This window comes from Candidatus Blochmannia sayi (nom. nud.), assembly GCF_059935855.1.
Map to the genome: position 1 here is coordinate 638,855 of NZ_CP011796.1, position 18,020 is coordinate 656,874.

Genomic DNA, 18,020 nt, shown 5'->3' on the forward strand with positions numbered 1-18,020 from the left:
ATATTATATCTACAATAATTTTAATTCTATGATAGGAATCATGATGCATTATCCACTTGTAGTAAGATTAGCTCAAAAATTAATTAAACAACCCTTAGATTATAATTGTCATGAAATAATTATAAATTATTTAAAAACTCTAAATTTCAATATAGAACGAATGCAATTTAACGACACTCTTAATATTTGGGCGTACCATAGCCACGACGTAAAACCACAAAAAAACACATTACTATTTCTCGGACATACCGACGTAGTAGATCCTGGAAATATACAACACTGGGACTATCCTCCTTTTTCAGGACTAATACATGATAACGTTTTATATGGACGAGGAGCAGCAGATATGAAAGGTGCATTAGCAGCTATATTAGTAGCTATTAAAAATTTTATAAATCAACACTCTAACTATCAAGGACGTATTGCATTACTTATCACTTCTGATGAAGAAGGCACTGGTATACATGGAACCACAAAAGTTGTAGAATGTTTAATGAAGCGTAATGAATCGATAAACTACTGTATAATAGGAGAACCCTCAAGTCAAAATCAACTCGGTGATGTTATAAAAAACGGAAGACGTGGCTCACTTATGGGAGAATTAATAATATACGGATCACAAGGACACGTAGCTTACCCCCAGTTCTCTAAAAATCCAATACATTTAATCGTTCCAGTTTTATCGGAAATCTTAAATACCACCTGGGAACAGGAGAAAAATATATTATTTCCTCCTACCACTATGCAAATTATTGATATTAATACTAATAACAAAAGCGCTAACATTACACCTCACAAAATCACATTAAACTTTAATTTTCGATTCAACGACAAGCATTCTATCGAATGTATTAAAAACCACATAAACAAAATATTAACATATCATGCTTTAACTTATCATATTGATTGGAAAATTTTAGCAGAACCTTACTTTAGTAATCCTGGAAAATTAACTAAAATTGTTATAAATACAATTAAATATTACCAAAAGTTCACACCTCATTTAGAAACTACAGGAGGAACATCTGATGGACGCTTCATAGCCAAAATGGGTACAGAAATCATAGAATTAGGAGCGCTAAATCATAGTATACATAAATTTAATGAACATATAAATTTAACTGATTTAAAATTACTCAGTTCTATATACCAAAAAATTATAGAAAATTTATTATTAGATACATAATCAAAACCAAATTAACATAACGCAAAATCACGATTATAAAAACACTGTATAAACAAATAGTATATAAAACTATATATACGTATAACACGAAAAATCAATATTTGACATGAAATATCATGATTCATCGTATAATTTCCAAATAAATTTAAACAACTATCATACTAAACATACTTCGTATATACGAATATGTCTGTCATTAATCTTTAATATTAACCAAACAAGATTCATGTAACATATCTATAGAACAAACTGACGGAGGACATATATTCAGATTTTTACCTAATGCTTGAGTGTCAGTGTTAGTAATGGCAGGAACAGTATAATGATGACTCAATAACTCAAACGAGTCTACTGCACCTAAATCTTCTGGCAAATTTAATTTTAATAAAAATTCAGCATTTAAATATTCTAAATCATTATTTATTTTACAACGATTGTCCTCATGTACCCCAAAAGAACAAGCTGATAATAACAATACACATAAAATCTCTAAAAAAATCAACATCACAAACTCTATATATAAAAATAGTTATTTATAATTATACTGATTAGTTAGTAGTTAGTTAGTATATAATAATCCTGAATCTATTAAAGCTTTCTTTAACACATTACGATGCGAATCAGATAAAGAAGTCATAGGTAAACGTAAAGTATCGTATGAAATAAGTCCTAACTCTTTACAAGCCCATTTTACTGGTATAGGATTAGAATCAATAAATAACACTTGATGCATAGCACTTAAACGTTGATTAATGTGTTGTGCGCTTAAAAAATTATTCTCATTTGCAAATTTACACAATTCAGCCATTTCTTTTGCAGCAATATTTGCTGTCACAGAAATTACTCCGGAACCACCAAGTTTCATAAAATCCAGCGCACTCATATCATCTCCACTTAATAAAACAAAATCCTTGTGAACTAACTGTTGTAATTGACTTACTCTATTTAAATTTCCTGTTGCCTCTTTAATCCCAATTATATTTTTTATTTTTGCCAGACGAGCAACAGTAATAGGCAACATATCACAACCAGTGCGTACTGGAACATTATATAATATCTGTGGTAATTCCGTACTTTCCGAAATAGCTTTAAAATGTTGAAATAATCCTTCTTGATTTGGACGATTATAATAAGGAGTGACACTTAAACAAGCCGCTACATCACTATCATTGAATTTATTAGTTAATAACACAGCTTCTGCAGTTGAATTCGCGCCAGTGCCCGCTATAACGGGTAATCTACCATCACTAAACTCTAAGGTCCACATCACTACATCAACATGTTCTGCATGTGTAAGCCCAGACATTTCACCAGTTGTACCTACAGAAACAATAGCTGAAGTACCACTCATGATATGATATTCAACAAGTTTTTTCAAACTCATTCGATCTACAGCACCACGTAAGTCCATTGGGGTAATCAGAGCCACTATACTTCCCGTAAACATTAACTATTGTCTCCAATAAATAATACTAATCAATAAAACACTTATATTTAATAAAAAAATAAATTAAATAAAACAATAAATTCCAAATTAACAATGTTTCATTATTTTACTATCCATATTAAATTTTAATAAACAATAATTACAATACTTTGATCATTAATTAATTATGTAGTAGAATTATCTATATATAACCATCATCAATTATAATTCAAATAATTATATTAAATACCATGTATATATTTACATATATATATCATTAACTATCGTATAAGATTTTATATGAATTACATATTGTTTTCATTATATTTTTGTTTATTAAGTAAATTATTTTTCGTTAATAACATACAACATATTTTCAATAAAAACAATTATCCATGTCCCATGAATGCTATATAGAACTTTTTAAGTATAAAATTACACTGTAAATATACATAATAAATTTTTTAAATAATCGAATCATCTCATATACAAAAAATAAAAATAATATTAAAGTCTAATTATTTATATAAATATATTGATTACTTAGTGGAGCATTGTTATGAATTTATTAAAACCTGGCGATAAAGCACCGCAATTTAGTTTACCTGATCAAGATGGTGTTTTAATTAATCTTTATTCTTTTATAGGAAAAAAGGTTCTTATTTATTTCTATCCTAAAGCTATGACACCAGGATGTACTATACAAGCATGTAAATTAAGAGATAACATAGATGTATTTAAAACATTAAATACAGAAATCATTGGAATTAGTGGCGATACACCAGAAAAACTTTCAAAATTTTCTGAAAAAGAAATGTTGAACTTCACTTTACTTTATGACAAAAATCATCAAGTTACTAAACAATTTGGAGCATGGGGAGAAAAAAAATTTACGGGAAAAATATATAACGGCACATACCGTGTTAGTTTTATAATAGATCAAACCGGTACTATCGAACAAGTATTTGAAAATTTTAAAATTTCTGATCACGACCAAATCGTTTTGAACTACCTAAAAAACATACAATGAAATAACTTACATAAATACTCATTTTATTCAGATATATTATATTCAAATTTACAATATATTCTCATAAAAACTTATATAAACAATACTAATACTAGTAAAACATAATAATTATTAATTGTATACAATACTATAATAAAATTATTCTAGTATTATTTTGTATTGTATAAATCAAAAATAAATCTATATGCAAAACATAAAAAAATCAAATGTGAATACAAGCATTCAAAACTGTAGATATATCATTAAAAAATAAAATTTATAAATAATATTTATTTATATGTAATTTTTATATTTCATATCATGAAATATCATAAATATTACTTAGTTCCAAATGTCTTGTCACCAGCATCTCCGAATCCTGGTATTATGTAGCCGTTTTTATTAATCTTATGATCTATGGAAGCTAAATACAATTCAACATCTGGATGTTTTTTTTCCAAAGCTTCAAGCCCTTCTGGAGCAGCTACTATTGACAATACTTTTATGGTGTTACACCCAGATTTTTTCAGTAAATCAATAGTAGCAATTATTGATCCGCCAGTAGCTAACATAGGATCTAATATCATAGCCATACGTTCATTTATTTTAGAAACCAATTTATGAAAATATGGAATTGGCTCAAGAGTAATTTCATTCCGATAGATTCCCACTATACTGATACGCGCACTTGGAAGATGTTCTAAAACACCGTTCATCATACCTAATCCAGCTCGTAAGATCGGAACTACTGTTATTTTTTTTCCTTTAATACGTGCAATTTGAACTAATCCACACCATCCTCTAATAGTCACTATTTCCATTTCTAAAGCATCAGTAGCTACGTAAGTTAACAAACTTCCTAATTCTGAAGATAACTCTCTAAAACGTTTAGTACTAATATCACAAATACGCATAAGCCCTAATTTATGTTGTACTAATGGATGTTTTATCTCAACTATTTTCATATCAATTTTATTCTCCATGAAAGCAAACAACAACACTAAACTTGAGAGATTATACCCCTAATTGCAATTTCATAATAATATGTATAAATTTATTAAAAATAAATATATACTATTATTAGTAGTATATATTATTTCATAATATATACTACTAATAATATATTGATCTTATTATTTACAATCTTATATTTAATTAAATGATTCGTAGAACTACATTGAGAAAACAGGAACTTGCATACATAAGATATGTTATTAAATTACTTAGGCTCATATATTTAACACAAATAAAATATTGATACTAATATTAGAGTATAATATCTTCTGGTCATTAATTATTTAATGAATGAGATTATATAAATTTAAAACCATTATGTATATATTAATATAGTAATATAAAAAATAAAAAATAATTCATTACAATAATAAAACCTAAATATCTAAAATTGAAATCAATATGTTTGAATAATACCTCTATAAAATAAAAAATATACTGTTCACATACACAATTTATTTATAAAAATAAAAATATAATACTGTTTCAATCAACATACATATAAATTAATGATCTAATTAAAAAAATTATTAATTAATATTAATTCATATAAACCAATCACTTAAATGAATTTAAATTATTTTCACTATCTTAACAGAAAAGACCATACCATATATTAAATAATACAATATCCTCCGTATAAAATATATTATATAATTTCTTAATCGAAATAAACCAAATTACGTTTTAAACAAAAACGTATTTCCTTAATAAAATATTATGATATTATGACAATAAATACTAGTTATGACAGTATATCGTTGGTTGCTTTAATGAAAAAAAAGAAAACAAAAACACGTATTACCAAATGGGTGCTATCAATCAGTTTTATAATACTATTTATTAGATTAATATATGCTTCTATAAATTCTTGGCATTATCACAAATACAATAACAATAATTCCAATACCATCTCATCATTATCCAATGAAATAAATCGATGATTTATAATTCTGTTATATGCAAAACTAAACATGTACACAAATTTTACTTATAAATACATAATATTATTGTATTATTAACAATTATAATTGCTTCACAATAAAATCAACGACAGATTTTACTCCATAACCTGTTTTTAAATTAGTGAACGCCCACGGCAAATCTTTACGCATACAATTTGTGTCTTGAATCATGATTTCTAACGATGCTCCTACATAATCAGCTAAATCAATTTTATTAATTATTAAAAAATCAGAACGTGTAATACCTGGACCACCTTTTCTAGGTATTTTATCACCTGCGGCTACATCTATAACATATAGATTTAAATCTGATAATTCCGGACTAAAAGTAGCACTTAAATTATCGCCTCCACTTTCGATAAAAATAATATCTAAATTTTTAAATTTAGATATTAATTCTTCTATAGCTAATAAATTCATAGAAGCATCTTCACGAATAGCAGTATGTGGACATCCTCCAGTTTCTACACCAACAATACGATCAGCATCCAATGCATTTGCATCTGTTAAAATACGTTGATCTTCTTTAGTATAAATATCATTGGTTACCACTGCTAACTGATAATTAACTTTCATTTTTTTACACAATACTTCAAGTAACGCGGTTTTACCTGATCCAACCGGTCCTCCCACACCTATACAAAATGGCTGTTTACATTGATTACACAACAAAATACGCCTCCAATCTCAGTTTGAACATTGGTTAAATTATCAGCTTATTACAAAATTTACATACGATCATTAACTACAACACTAAACAATAAATACCTTATATATATTCTTTATTTATGTTAATTCTATTCTCTTCAGGAACGGAATAACCGTGAATATTGGGTTTCATGACAAGAAGAAGCTATCGATTGTAATGGAAAATTATTTCCTAATTCATTATCCGTTATAACATTAGCCTTATCCCAAGCATCTGGAAGAAATTTTATTAAATGTCTTAACAATTTTTGAGCAGTATTTTGTCCAAAAGGTATTAACTTTAGACCTACCATTACAGATGATTCTAACATGCTATATGCATACCCTAGTGCTAAGTTTTTTAAAGAAATATCCCACATACAACCTAACCACGCCATAGCTGCTAATCCACTATTTTCTAAAGCTACCAACCAAACATCATCATTAGTAAACGAATACCATTGCAAAATTAATTTTGTCATTGATTTTCCACGTTGTTGTTCTTCCAATCTAAGTTCATAAGTATCACGATACGATAATATTTTTAATGTACATTGTAAAAAATTTGCTCTATCTCCAATCTGAGCATAAATGTAACAACGTTTAAACATAGGCCAATCTAAATGGATTAATGGTCCATGAATCCATTGTTTTTGCCACAAAAAAAATGTTTCTACAGAATTCACCCAATTATATTCTATAGCCCATTCTAAACCTTGTGAATAAGTAAACCCTCCTAACGGAAAGTTAGAGCTAATTAATTGAAACAAAAACAATAATGAATCATCAGTTCGAAATAACATACACAATTACAATGATTAAAACTTAACGTCAATCCTATATGTAAATAAATATTATTTCCATTTTAATTTATAAAATAACGATTGCTATACACCATTTTCTTTCTTATAAAGGAAACCATCCATAACCAATTACCAATTAAATATTATTAATCAATTATATTTATATATCAATACACATTGCATATATCCAACTCAATAACTAAGCAAATACTTATTCATATTACAATCACCTAATTTTATAAATATTTTTTCGATAAAAAATCATCAATAACTTAAGAGTTTTATTCAAAATTAAAAATACAATAATTACGAATATAACAAAATATTATACGAACATCATATCGTTTTATTAGTATAAATTACACAAAATATGTACAATCAATATTGTACACAAGAATCAATAAGATATTCCCTATAAATCTAATTAAAAAAGGAAATAACGCTGAGACATTGGTAACGTCGATATAGGTTCGCAAGTCAACAATTCCCCATTAGCTCGAACTTGATAAGTCTGAGAATCTACTTCAATCATTGGCTTCCAGAAATTATTAATCATATCCTTTTTCTTAACATCTCTACACTTACGAACCTCTCCAATCAAACTAGCTAATTTTAAACGATTTATTAATTCTGAATTATAAGCCGCTTGAGACACAAAAGTCATACGTGTAGCATGTTTTGCGGCACCATACGCTCCAAACATCAACCTATAATGTACTGGCTGTGGAGTAGGTATAGCAGCATTAGGATCTCCCATGACAGAACAATTAATCATACCACCTTTAATTATTAACTCTGGTTTTACTCCAAAAAAAGCCGGATCCCATAATATTAAATCTGCCAATTTACCTTCTTCGACAGAACCAACTTCATGAGAAATGCCATGAGTTATTGCTGGATTAATTGTATATTTAGCAATATATCGTTTTACACGTATATTGTCGTTATATTTATCATCACTTAATAACGAACCTCGCTGTAACTTCATTTTATGAGCTGTTTGCCAAGTACGTAAAATAACCTCTCCAACTCGTCCCATAGCTTGAGAATCAGAAGAAATCATGGACAAAGCTCCAAGATCATGTAAAATATCTTCAGCAGCAATTGTTTCTCTACGAATTCTAGATTCTGAAAATGCTATATCCTCAGGAAGATTAGGATTAAGATTATGACAAATCATCATCATATCTAAATGTTCATCTATTGTATTAACAGTATACGGCATTGTAGGATTAGTAGATGATGGTAGAACATTATTAAATCCACACATACGTATAATATCCGGAGAATGTCCTCCACCCGCACCTTCAGTATGATACGCATGCACTGTTCTATCTTTAATTGCGGATAAAGTATCTTCGATAAATCCTGATTCATTTAAAGTGTCAGTGTGAATTGAAACCTGAATATCAAAACGATCGGCCACATTTAAACAACAATCAATAGTAGCAGGAGTCGCTCCCCAATCCTCATGCACCTTTAAACCTATAGCACCAGCAATTACTTGTTCTTCTAAAGCTTTAGGTAAGGAAGCGCTACCCTTACCAGTAAACCCAATATTCACAGGTAAAGTATCTGCTACTTGCAGCATACGACACAAAAACCAAGGACCTGGTGTACACGTTGTCGCATTACTCCCTGTTGTTGGGCCAGTACCACCTCCAATCCAAGTGGTAATTCCAGAACATAATGATTCTTCTGCTTGCTGAGGACAAATAAAATGAATATGAGCATCAACTCCTCCAGCAGTTACAATCTTTCCTTCTGCTGCTATTATTTCCGTACCAGGTCCGATACATATTGTCACGCCTGGCTGTACATCTGGATTTCCAGCTTTGCCTATACCAGATATGCGACCATTATTTATACCAATATCCGCTTTTATTATCCCCCAATAATCAATAACTATAGCATTAGTTAAAACTAAATCCGCGCAATCTTTACTACTCATTTGCCCTTGACCCATACCATCTCGTATAACCTTACCTCCTCCAAACTTTACTTCTTCTCCATATATAGAGAAATCTTTTTCTATCTTTATCCATAATGCAGTATCTGCTAATCGTACAGAATCACCAACAGTCGGTCCAAATAAAGAAGCATAATGATATCGAGACAATATATTCATAATCAATCCAACTTACCCATAATAGCTTTACAAAAACCATAAATTTTACATGTACCAGCATATTTTATAAGTTCTACAACTCTAGATTGTCCCGGCTCAAAACGTACTGCTGTCCCTGATGGAATATTCAAACGAAATCCACGAGCAATCACTCGATCAAACTGTAAAGCTGTATTCACTTCATAAAAATGAAAATGAGAACCAACCTGTATAGGTCTATCTCCACGATTTAAAACTTCCAATGAAACTCTCTGTCTCCCCATATTTAATTCTATATTTCCGTAAGAAATATAGAATTCGCCTGGTATCATAGTCATTATTATTTATAATACTCATTCATGTATTTATTTACTTAAATGATTGGATCATGGATTGTTACCAATTTAGTTCCATCAGTAAAAGTAGCTTCTACTTGTACATTAGAAATCATTTCTGGCACCCCCTCCATAACATCGTCTCTAGTTAATATATTTTTTCCTATATCCATTAACTCAGCAACATTTTTACCTTCACGAGCACCTTCTAAAATTACAGAACTAATCAATGCTATCGCTTCCGGATAATTTAATTTTAACCCCTTATTACGGCGTCTTTCAGCTAACAATGCTGCTGTAAACAACAATAATTTATCTTTTTCACGAGGTAATAATTTCATAAATTCATCCTTTATGTAAACCAAATACGAGGTATTGTAACTTTTCTTCCAATTATAAAAGGACGTATAACATACCAAATATGATGCAATAATTTTTTTACACACCAATCATTATTACCCAATAAACGTACTACAAGAATATCATCTAGCAATGTAGCCCCTACAATCTGAACGGGCTTAACTGATTCAATTAATTTACGCACCTTATTTAAAACATTTTTATCTGATGGAATAGCGAAAAGCAACGCGCTTATTTGCGACCCACCCAACTTAGTAGCACAATTTAGTTCATTCACCTGAAGTCGTTCTCTCAAACCAAAGGAACTAGATGAACAAATATCTAAAAAAATATTTACTTCTTCTGGATACATGTAAACATCTAACGACGAATTTCCAAAAAATAATACCTCAAACGAAATGACTCGAGCTCCTTGTTCTATAATAAAAGTAGTATCTATTTTAGCTCTTGCTTTAGGAAAAAAAATGCTACTTTGAGGAACCCATTCTAAAGCAGTATTACGTTTTAACCTGAACGTATACTTATGAGTAGCATAAAGACCATTAGTACGATAAAATTTAGAAGCACCAGGTGTTGTTAATAACGCTCGACTATCTGGTTCTAATGTAACGTCTAATACCAATTTATCTCCTCCCACTAATCCGCCAGGAGGATGTAACAAATATACGTGTGGAGTATCGTCATTTTCTGAATAAAAACTTTTTTGAACATAGAAAGGTCCAATATGCTTGCATCTAGTCAATACGCTACGTCCTTTACGGACAGCAAAATTTAATTTTAACTCTCCTAACCAACCATCAATTAATTTCTGAGACAATCTACTAGCCATGAAACATATAATGTTGAATATTTTTAAGAATCGCAGATAATAAAACTCACACATAAAAAATCATTTTTATAATATTATTACATATATTACTTACAAAGCATGAAAACTATACAAACTATAATATTTGCATAAAAATACACAAAATATCCAACGATATAAAATATCGTCATACTATATAAATAATTATTTTAATAATATTCATTTCTATTATTTTCTATTAACAATCGATATATATCGATATCCTATGTTTATACACAAACTACCGTATTTATATATCTTTAGTCATTAAACTAATAATAACTAACATAAAATAACACAATATCAGGAAACACAAATGACGTATATAACTACTATATACAGAAAATTTCACTTACTCCCATTCAATAGTCGCTGGAGGTTTAGAAGAAATATCATAAACTACACGAGATACCCCTTCAACTTCATTAACAATACGATTAGATACCTTATATAAAAAATTATAAGATAAATACATCCAACGTGCCGTCATAAAATCCGTAGTCTCCACTGCACGAAGAGCTATTACCCATTTATACTTACGCTGATCACCCTGTATTCCTACTGAATGTATTGGTAAAAACACTGCAAAAGCTTGACTACTTTCATAATACAAATTCTCACGTTTAAGTTCCTCAAAAAGAATAAAATCTACTGCACGTAAAATATCACAATACTCTCTTTTCACTTCGCCCAATATTCTAATAGCTAAACCAGGTCCTGGAAATGGATAACGATAAACTATATCATAAGGCAATCCTAAATCTAAACCAATACTACGAACTTCATCTTTAAATAAATTCCTTATAGGTTCTAATAATTGAACATTCGTAATACCTTTAAACCCACCCACATTATGATGTGATTTAATTACATTCTTTAAAGAAGGTAATGACATTCCAGATTCAATAACGTCCGAATATATAGTACCTTGAGCTAACCATTTTATATCCATTAAATTACGGATCTGTTCTTCAAAAACTTCTGTAAAAATACTACCAATTATTTTCCGTTTTTCTTCTGGATCAACAATCCCAACTAAAGCTCTTAAAAAACGCTGTGCTTCTGATACGTAAATAATATCTAGATCATAATTTTTAACACAAAAATCATTAATTTTCTCAGAGTCATAATCTAATAATAACCCATTATCAATAAAAATACATATAAATTGACGTCCAATCGCACGTCGTAACAATAAAGCCGTAACAAGAGAATCAATTCCACCTGAAAATCCGAGCGCTACCTTATCATTACCTACTGTCGCACGAACATTCATAACAATATTATCAATTATATTTATTGTTTTCCATGAAGATTTACAACAACAAATACACATAATAAAACGTTCTAGAATATTTTTTCCTTTTTTAGTATGAGTTACTTCCGGATGGAATTGAACACCATATAAACGACGACTCTCATTAACCATTACAGCAACCTGCTGATACCTATCCACACCAACAACAGTAAAATCTTGAGGAACAGTAGTTACAATATCTCCATGACTCATCCAAACATCCAATAAAGTGTGCCCAGTAATATTATCAACATCATCATAAATATCATCCGTCAAAATACTTTTATCAATAATTTTTACTTGAGAACAACCAAACTCACGACGTGTTATTACTCGTTTTACCTGACCACCTAATTGTAACGACATAACTTGCATACCATAACAAATTCCAAATACAGGTATACCCAATTGAAATATAAATTTCGGAACACACGGAGAACACTTGTCAATAACACTATAAGGCCCTCCAGAAAGAATAATACCATTAGGATTAAACGTATATATTTGAGATTCACTGATATTCCAAGAAGCAAGTTCAGAATACACTCCTAATTCACGAATTCTTCTTAACAATACTTGAGTGTATTGAGATCCAAAATCTATTACTAAAATTCGATAATTAGCACGCTTCACACTACAATTTATTCCACCATTCACACTAATCATCATACGTCAACCATACATATTATACTATCAATGATAGCCATCATATTAATATAACAAAAATACATCTATATATATACAATATCTCATCTCAACTATCTTAAACGATAATTAGGAGATTCTTTTGTAATAATCACATCATGCACATGACTTTCTCTAATACCAGAATAACTTACACGCACAAACTTAGCTTGTGTTCTTAAATCATCAATAGTCATACAACCTGTTAAACCCATACAAGAGCGCAAACCGCCCATAAGCTGATGTATAATCGTTTCCAATTTACCTGTATAAGGCACACGTCCTTCAACGCCTTCCGGCACTAATTTATGAGCAACAGTTGTATTTTGATGAAAATATCGATCAGCAGAACCTTGTTGCATAGCTCCTAAAGAGCCCATCCCTCGATAAGTTTTAAACGATCTACCCTGATAAAACTCTATATCGCCTGGAGACTCCTCCGTACCTGCTAGCAATGAACCAATCATCACACAATGCGCACCAGCTACTATTGCTTTCGCAATATCTCCAGAAAATCTAATCCCACCATCTGCAATAATTGAAACATTAGTACCTTCTAATGCTCTTGCTACATCAGAAATAGCTGTAATTTGTGGAATTCCTACTCCAGTAACAACACGAGTAGTACAAATAGAACCAGGACCAATACCAACTTTCACCGCATCAACACCAGAATCTACTAAAGCTAACGCGCCTTCTTTTGTGACAACATTACCCCCTATAATAGACAAAGTAGGATACATATTTCGAATTACTGCGATACATTTCAGGACTCTATCTGAATGTCCATGAGAAGAATCAACAAGCAATACATCTAAACCAGCCCGAACTAAACCATCAACACGTTCTTTATAATCGGATCCTACTCCAACCGCAGCTCCAACACATAATCTCCCATAATTATCTTTACATGCATGTGGCTTACGTTTTGATTTTTCAAAATCTTTTGCAGTAATCATTCCTTTAAGATGAAATAAAGAATCAATTAACAAAACTTTCTCTACTCTCTTATCATGCATTTTACGTAACACTATTTCTCTATTTTCTTCTTCTAATACCGTAACCAAACGTTCTTTAGGGGTCATCACAGAAAAAACAAAATTAGATAAATCACTTACAAATCTAACATCACGACCTGTAATTATTCCCACCAATTCATTCATATTTACCACAACCGGATAACCAGCGAAACCATTACGAGCAGTTAATTCTCTTACTTGCAATAAAGTCGTATCCGGGGTAACACATTGAGGATTAGTTACCACTCCGCTCTCATGCCTCTTAACACGACTAACTTCACAAATCTGTTGCTCTAAAGACATATTTTTATGTATAAACCCTACCCCACCCTCCTGAGCCAAAGCAATAGCCAAATCCGACTCAGTTACTGTATCCATAGCTGACGATATAATAGGAATATTCAAAAAAACAGAACCAGCCAGAGAAGTTTTTAAAACTGCTTCGGAAGGAAGCACTCCTGAACTAGCAGGTACAATAGATACATCATCAAAAGTTAAAGCTTCTTTAAAAATACGCAACATTACATTATGATCTAACAACTCAGAACTACATATAATTAATTAAATACACAAAAACTATTAAAATTGAAAAACTATTCAATCGACAGAAATTATAAACACTACATATCTTTTAATTATAAAAATTACATATTGACACTTGCACCCTATCAGCGTTGATCTTAGCATAAATTATATAATTAATCAAGTCTTGATAAATAGACCACAATAATTAACTGATTGAATCAATTTATAAAAAATATCTATACACAGGATAGATTACTTTTTTATAAAAAATATACTTTATATTTGATGACTAAATCACTATATTTAATTATACGTTCTATTTTACGGATTTTAAAATTTCAAAATTAATATTTTTAACACATTTTAACAATTATTGTTTATTTTTTTGTTAAAAAATGATATTATCGTTGGTAGTAAATTGTTATTATATTATAAATAGTGTTTGTTATTATTAAGAGTTTCATTTACTATCATAAATAAGTAAGCAAGCTCAATGTAGTAGCGTTAAGTGATAAAAATGAGTAATGTTGCCGTTGTAACCAACCAACATCGCTTGGTTAGAATTACTTCTTCCCCAGATGTAGTCTTAATCGGCGCGGGTATTATGAGTGCAACTTTCGGTATGTTCTTGATGACTCTCGAACCAACTTGGAAAATTCACATATACGAACGTCTCGACAAACCTGCGCAAGAAAGTACCAATGTATGGAATAATGCTGGTACTGGACATGCAGCATTTTGTGAACTTAATTATACTCACTATAATTGTCAAAACAATTCTATTGATATTTCAAAAGCTATCGCTATTAATGAAGCATTTGAAATATCACGTCAATTTTGGGCATATTTAGTACAAAAGAAAATCATTAACAATCCAAGCTCTTTTATTAATAATGTACCACATATGAGTTTTGTATGGGGAGATGAAAATATTAATTTTTTAAAAAAACGTTTTCAAGCATTACAAAACAGTATTTTGTTTAGCGGTATGATGTACTCAGAAGATTTACAACAAATTCAAACATGGACTCCACTTATTATTAACGGACGTAATACTTCTCAAAAAGTAGCAGCTACTCGTATGGAAACAGGCACTGACGTTAATTTTGGAGCACTTACTCAACAACTATTAAATGAATTAAAAAAAAATGTAAATTTTAGAATATATTTACAACATGACGTCACATCTTTACATCATAATAACGATAAAACTTGGGATGTACATGTTATTGATAAACGGAATGGTCAAAAAAAATGTACTCGTACAAATTATATATTTATAGGAGCTGGAGGCAGATCTCTTAATATTTTACAAACTTCCAAAATTCCAGAAATTACTGGATATGCCGGTTTTCCAGTAGGAGGGCAATTTTTAATAACAAAAAATCCAAAAATAGTCGAACAACATTTAGCTAAAGTATATGGGAAAGCACCTGTAAATACACCTCCAATGTCAGTACCTCATATAGATACCAGAATATTAAACGGTAGTAAAGTCTTGTTATTCGGACCATTTGCCACTTTTAGTAGCAAATTTTTAAAATATGGGTCTTGGTTAGATTTATTTCATTCCTTAAATAAACATAATTTTATTCCAATACTTCAAGCGGGAATAGATAACTTTGATTTAGTAAAATATTTAATTAATCAATTAATTATGTCAAATGTACAACGTATTGACGAACTTAAAAAATATTATCCAACAGTTAATTCATCAGATTGGAATTTAGTTACAGCAGGGCAACGTGTTCAAATCATTAAAAAAGATAGTAAAAAAAGAGGTATATTACAATTTGGAACAGAAATAGTTAGCTCTAATGACAGTACTTTATCAGCACTCCTCGGAGCATCCCCAGGAGCCTCTACTGCAGTTTCAATAATATTAAAACTTTTAAGTACAATGTTTAGCAAAAAAATTAACAGCGAGACATGGAAAAATAAACTTATAGAAATAATACCATCATACACTAATAAATTAAACAATAATATTGTATTAACAAATAAAATAAGACGATATACTTCCAATACTTTAAAATTAAATTATATAGAAGCAATAGATCATAAGAACTCAATGCATTCATAATTATCTGTTGTTACCAACAGATATATACTAAATTTAAATTTAATTGTATTTAAATTTTGCTATTTTTTTAAGCAATTTCTGTCATTAAGAAATGGATTGCTAGTATCCTTAAAATGCATACGCAACAACACACCTGTAATATTTAGCATACGATAAAAATAATTCTTTAAATACCGTTGGTAATAGTCAGGTAGCTTGCTGACACGAGCACCATGAATTATTAAAGTTAATGGATTATATCCTCCAAGATGTATATATTTAGGTTTAATTCTTCTGCCATTCAATAATGGAGGAGGATATGCAATAATTGCTGAATGCATTATGCGTATTAAATGTGCAGTACTAATAGTTTTAACAGAACAAAAATACGTTTTTTTTATCGATTGAAATAATTTTTTAATGCCATTACCATATAACGCTGAAATGAAATGCACTTGAGTAAAATTAATAAAATTTATTTTTTTATATAAAATTTTTTTTATGTTATTTCGTAAAGCTGGAGATATTTTATCCCATTTATTAAAAACAATTATTAACGTCTTACTATTATCCATAATGAATCGCAACAAATACAAATCTTGATCAGATATACCCAGCTTTACGTCTCCCATAAATAATACTATATGCACAGATTTAATGATTTGAAATGTTTGCATTATAGAAATTTTTTCTGCTGTGTTATTTATTTTTTTTTTCTTCCGAACTCCCGCAGTATCAATTAATACATACTGTTGTGTATCATACATTATAGGAGAGGTGCGAATACTATTCCGAGTAGTCCCTGGTGTATTACAGGTAATCATACGGTCTTTCCCCAAAATATGATTAATAAAAGTAGATTTTCCAGAATTAGGAGGGCCTACAACAGCCAATATAATAGTAGTATTATTAGTTAATTGTTGTACTTTTTCAGATAAAAGACCCGTATGTTTTTGGTGAATAGCTGCTTTTATATTAACTGACGAGATATTATTGTTTTTAATTCTCGATATATTTTTTAAAATCAATAAAGATATTTGTTCCAATAAATTATCAATTCCATGTCCATGAATTGCAGAAATAAAAACAGTATTCTTGATACCATAAGAATAATAATCCCATATCAAGAAATTATGTATATAATATGAAATATCATCAATCTTATTAATAACAATAAATATATGCTTTTCTAACTTTCTTAATATCTTAACAATATCCTGATCTACAGGAGTTCCTCCGAATCTACCATCTATCATAAATAATATGATATCAGATTCTTTTATTGCTAAATTTGTTTGATAAGTAATATAATTTTGAATACTTTTTACCTCTATATTACATAATCCATCAATTCCTCCAGTATCCACAAGGATAGACTTAAATTGTTTACATTGAAAATAACCATACTGTCGATCTCTCGTTAATCCTGGATAATTAGATATTAAAGCATCACGTGTGTGCGTTAATTTATTAAATAAAGTAGATTTTCCTACATTTTTTTGTCCAACTAAAGCAATAACAGGCAACATTCTTATAATCCACACATAATTAATTATTTAATGATTACACACAACTTAATGATCAAAACAATTAAAACAAATATAATATATATTATATACTCATAATAAATACTTAATGACAACCTAATTATCATATATTTTATAGTTATAAATATAAATATATACTTAATATTT

At 29.6% G+C, this 18,020-nt stretch carries 16 protein-coding genes; 4 read left to right on the forward strand and 12 right to left on the reverse strand.

What is annotated here, in order from left to right; genetic code table 11:
• Positions 1-43 precede the first annotated feature (43 nt).
• On the forward strand, positions 44-1,186 hold the full coding sequence (gene dapE / locus Bsayi582_RS02655) for a succinyl-diaminopimelate desuccinylase (RefSeq protein ID WP_500816108.1): 1,143 nt from the start codon (positions 44-46) through the stop codon (positions 1,184-1,186).
• 196 nt (positions 1,187-1,382) lie between these two features.
• On the opposite strand, the gene Bsayi582_RS02660 is transcribed toward dapE, so the two are convergent.
• Positions 1,383-1,691, reverse strand: coding sequence for a hypothetical protein (locus Bsayi582_RS02660; RefSeq protein ID WP_500815675.1), 309 nt, complete (start codon positions 1,689-1,691; stop codon positions 1,383-1,385).
• A 54-nt stretch (positions 1,692-1,745) separates the two neighbouring features.
• Positions 1,746-2,633, reverse strand: a complete 888-nt coding sequence (gene dapA / locus Bsayi582_RS02665) for a 4-hydroxy-tetrahydrodipicolinate synthase (protein ID WP_500815676.1) — start codon at positions 2,631-2,633, stop codon at positions 1,746-1,748.
• A gap of 538 nt (positions 2,634-3,171) precedes the next feature.
• On the opposite strand from dapA, the gene bcp reads away from it, so the two are divergent.
• Positions 3,172-3,642: a thioredoxin-dependent thiol peroxidase gene (gene bcp, locus Bsayi582_RS02670; RefSeq protein WP_500815677.1), complete on the forward strand. Its 471-nt coding sequence runs from the start codon at positions 3,172-3,174 to the stop codon at positions 3,640-3,642.
• A 317-nt stretch (positions 3,643-3,959) separates the two neighbouring features.
• On the opposite strand, the gene upp is transcribed toward bcp, so the two are convergent.
• Complete coding sequence (gene upp, locus Bsayi582_RS02675) at positions 3,960-4,586, reverse strand: uracil phosphoribosyltransferase (RefSeq protein WP_500815678.1); 627 nt, start codon at positions 4,584-4,586, stop codon at positions 3,960-3,962.
• Positions 4,587-5,363: 777 nt separating this feature from the next.
• Here upp and Bsayi582_RS02680 point away from each other — a divergent pair.
• Positions 5,364-5,579 (forward strand): DUF2633 family protein, encoded by a 216-nt coding sequence (locus tag Bsayi582_RS02680; RefSeq protein ID WP_500815679.1) that lies wholly within the window; start codon positions 5,364-5,366, stop codon positions 5,577-5,579.
• A gap of 81 nt (positions 5,580-5,660) precedes the next feature.
• Here the strand turns inward: Bsayi582_RS02680 and ureG are convergent, their stop codons facing one another.
• The 8 genes from ureG to guaB all read right to left on the reverse strand — a co-directional run bounded on the left by ureG (position 5,661) and on the right by guaB (position 14,261).
• The gene (gene ureG, locus Bsayi582_RS02685; RefSeq protein WP_500815680.1) at positions 5,661-6,272 is read right to left on the reverse strand and encodes an urease accessory protein UreG; all 612 of its coding nucleotides are present in this window, start codon (positions 6,270-6,272) and stop codon (positions 5,661-5,663) included.
• Between the two features lie 134 nt (positions 6,273-6,406).
• The gene (locus Bsayi582_RS02690) at positions 6,407-7,090 is read right to left on the reverse strand and encodes an urease accessory protein UreF (RefSeq protein WP_500815681.1); all 684 of its coding nucleotides are present in this window, start codon (positions 7,088-7,090) and stop codon (positions 6,407-6,409) included.
• A 424-nt stretch (positions 7,091-7,514) separates the two neighbouring features.
• The gene (gene ureC / locus Bsayi582_RS02695) at positions 7,515-9,218 is read right to left on the reverse strand and encodes an urease subunit alpha (RefSeq protein WP_500815682.1); all 1,704 of its coding nucleotides are present in this window, start codon (positions 9,216-9,218) and stop codon (positions 7,515-7,517) included.
• Positions 9,219-9,220: 2 nt separating this feature from the next.
• Positions 9,221-9,529 (reverse strand): urease subunit beta, encoded by a 309-nt coding sequence (locus Bsayi582_RS02700; protein ID WP_500816109.1) that lies wholly within the window; start codon positions 9,527-9,529, stop codon positions 9,221-9,223.
• 41 nt (positions 9,530-9,570) lie between these two features.
• Complete coding sequence (locus tag Bsayi582_RS02705; protein ID WP_500815683.1) at positions 9,571-9,873, reverse strand: urease subunit gamma; 303 nt, start codon at positions 9,871-9,873, stop codon at positions 9,571-9,573.
• Between the two features lie 11 nt (positions 9,874-9,884).
• Positions 9,885-10,721 (reverse strand): urease accessory protein UreD, encoded by an 837-nt coding sequence (locus Bsayi582_RS02710; RefSeq protein ID WP_500815684.1) that lies wholly within the window; start codon positions 10,719-10,721, stop codon positions 9,885-9,887.
• Positions 10,722-11,091: 370 nt separating this feature from the next.
• A complete protein-coding gene (guaA, locus tag Bsayi582_RS02715) occupies positions 11,092-12,702 on the reverse strand; it encodes a glutamine-hydrolyzing GMP synthase (RefSeq protein ID WP_500816110.1) in 1,611 nt (536 codons plus the stop codon).
• Positions 12,703-12,794: 92 nt separating this feature from the next.
• Positions 12,795-14,261, reverse strand: a complete 1,467-nt coding sequence (guaB, locus tag Bsayi582_RS02720) for an IMP dehydrogenase (RefSeq protein ID WP_500815685.1) — start codon at positions 14,259-14,261, stop codon at positions 12,795-12,797.
• Between the two features lie 520 nt (positions 14,262-14,781).
• Here guaB and mqo point away from each other — a divergent pair.
• Entirely contained in the window at positions 14,782-16,347 is a 1,566-nt protein-coding gene (gene mqo / locus Bsayi582_RS02725; protein WP_500815686.1) for a malate dehydrogenase (quinone), read from the forward strand.
• A 59-nt stretch (positions 16,348-16,406) separates the two neighbouring features.
• On the opposite strand, the gene der is transcribed toward mqo, so the two are convergent.
• Positions 16,407-17,855 (reverse strand): ribosome biogenesis GTPase Der, encoded by a 1,449-nt coding sequence (der, locus tag Bsayi582_RS02730; RefSeq protein WP_500815687.1) that lies wholly within the window; start codon positions 17,853-17,855, stop codon positions 16,407-16,409.
• Positions 17,856-18,020 lie beyond the last annotated feature (165 nt).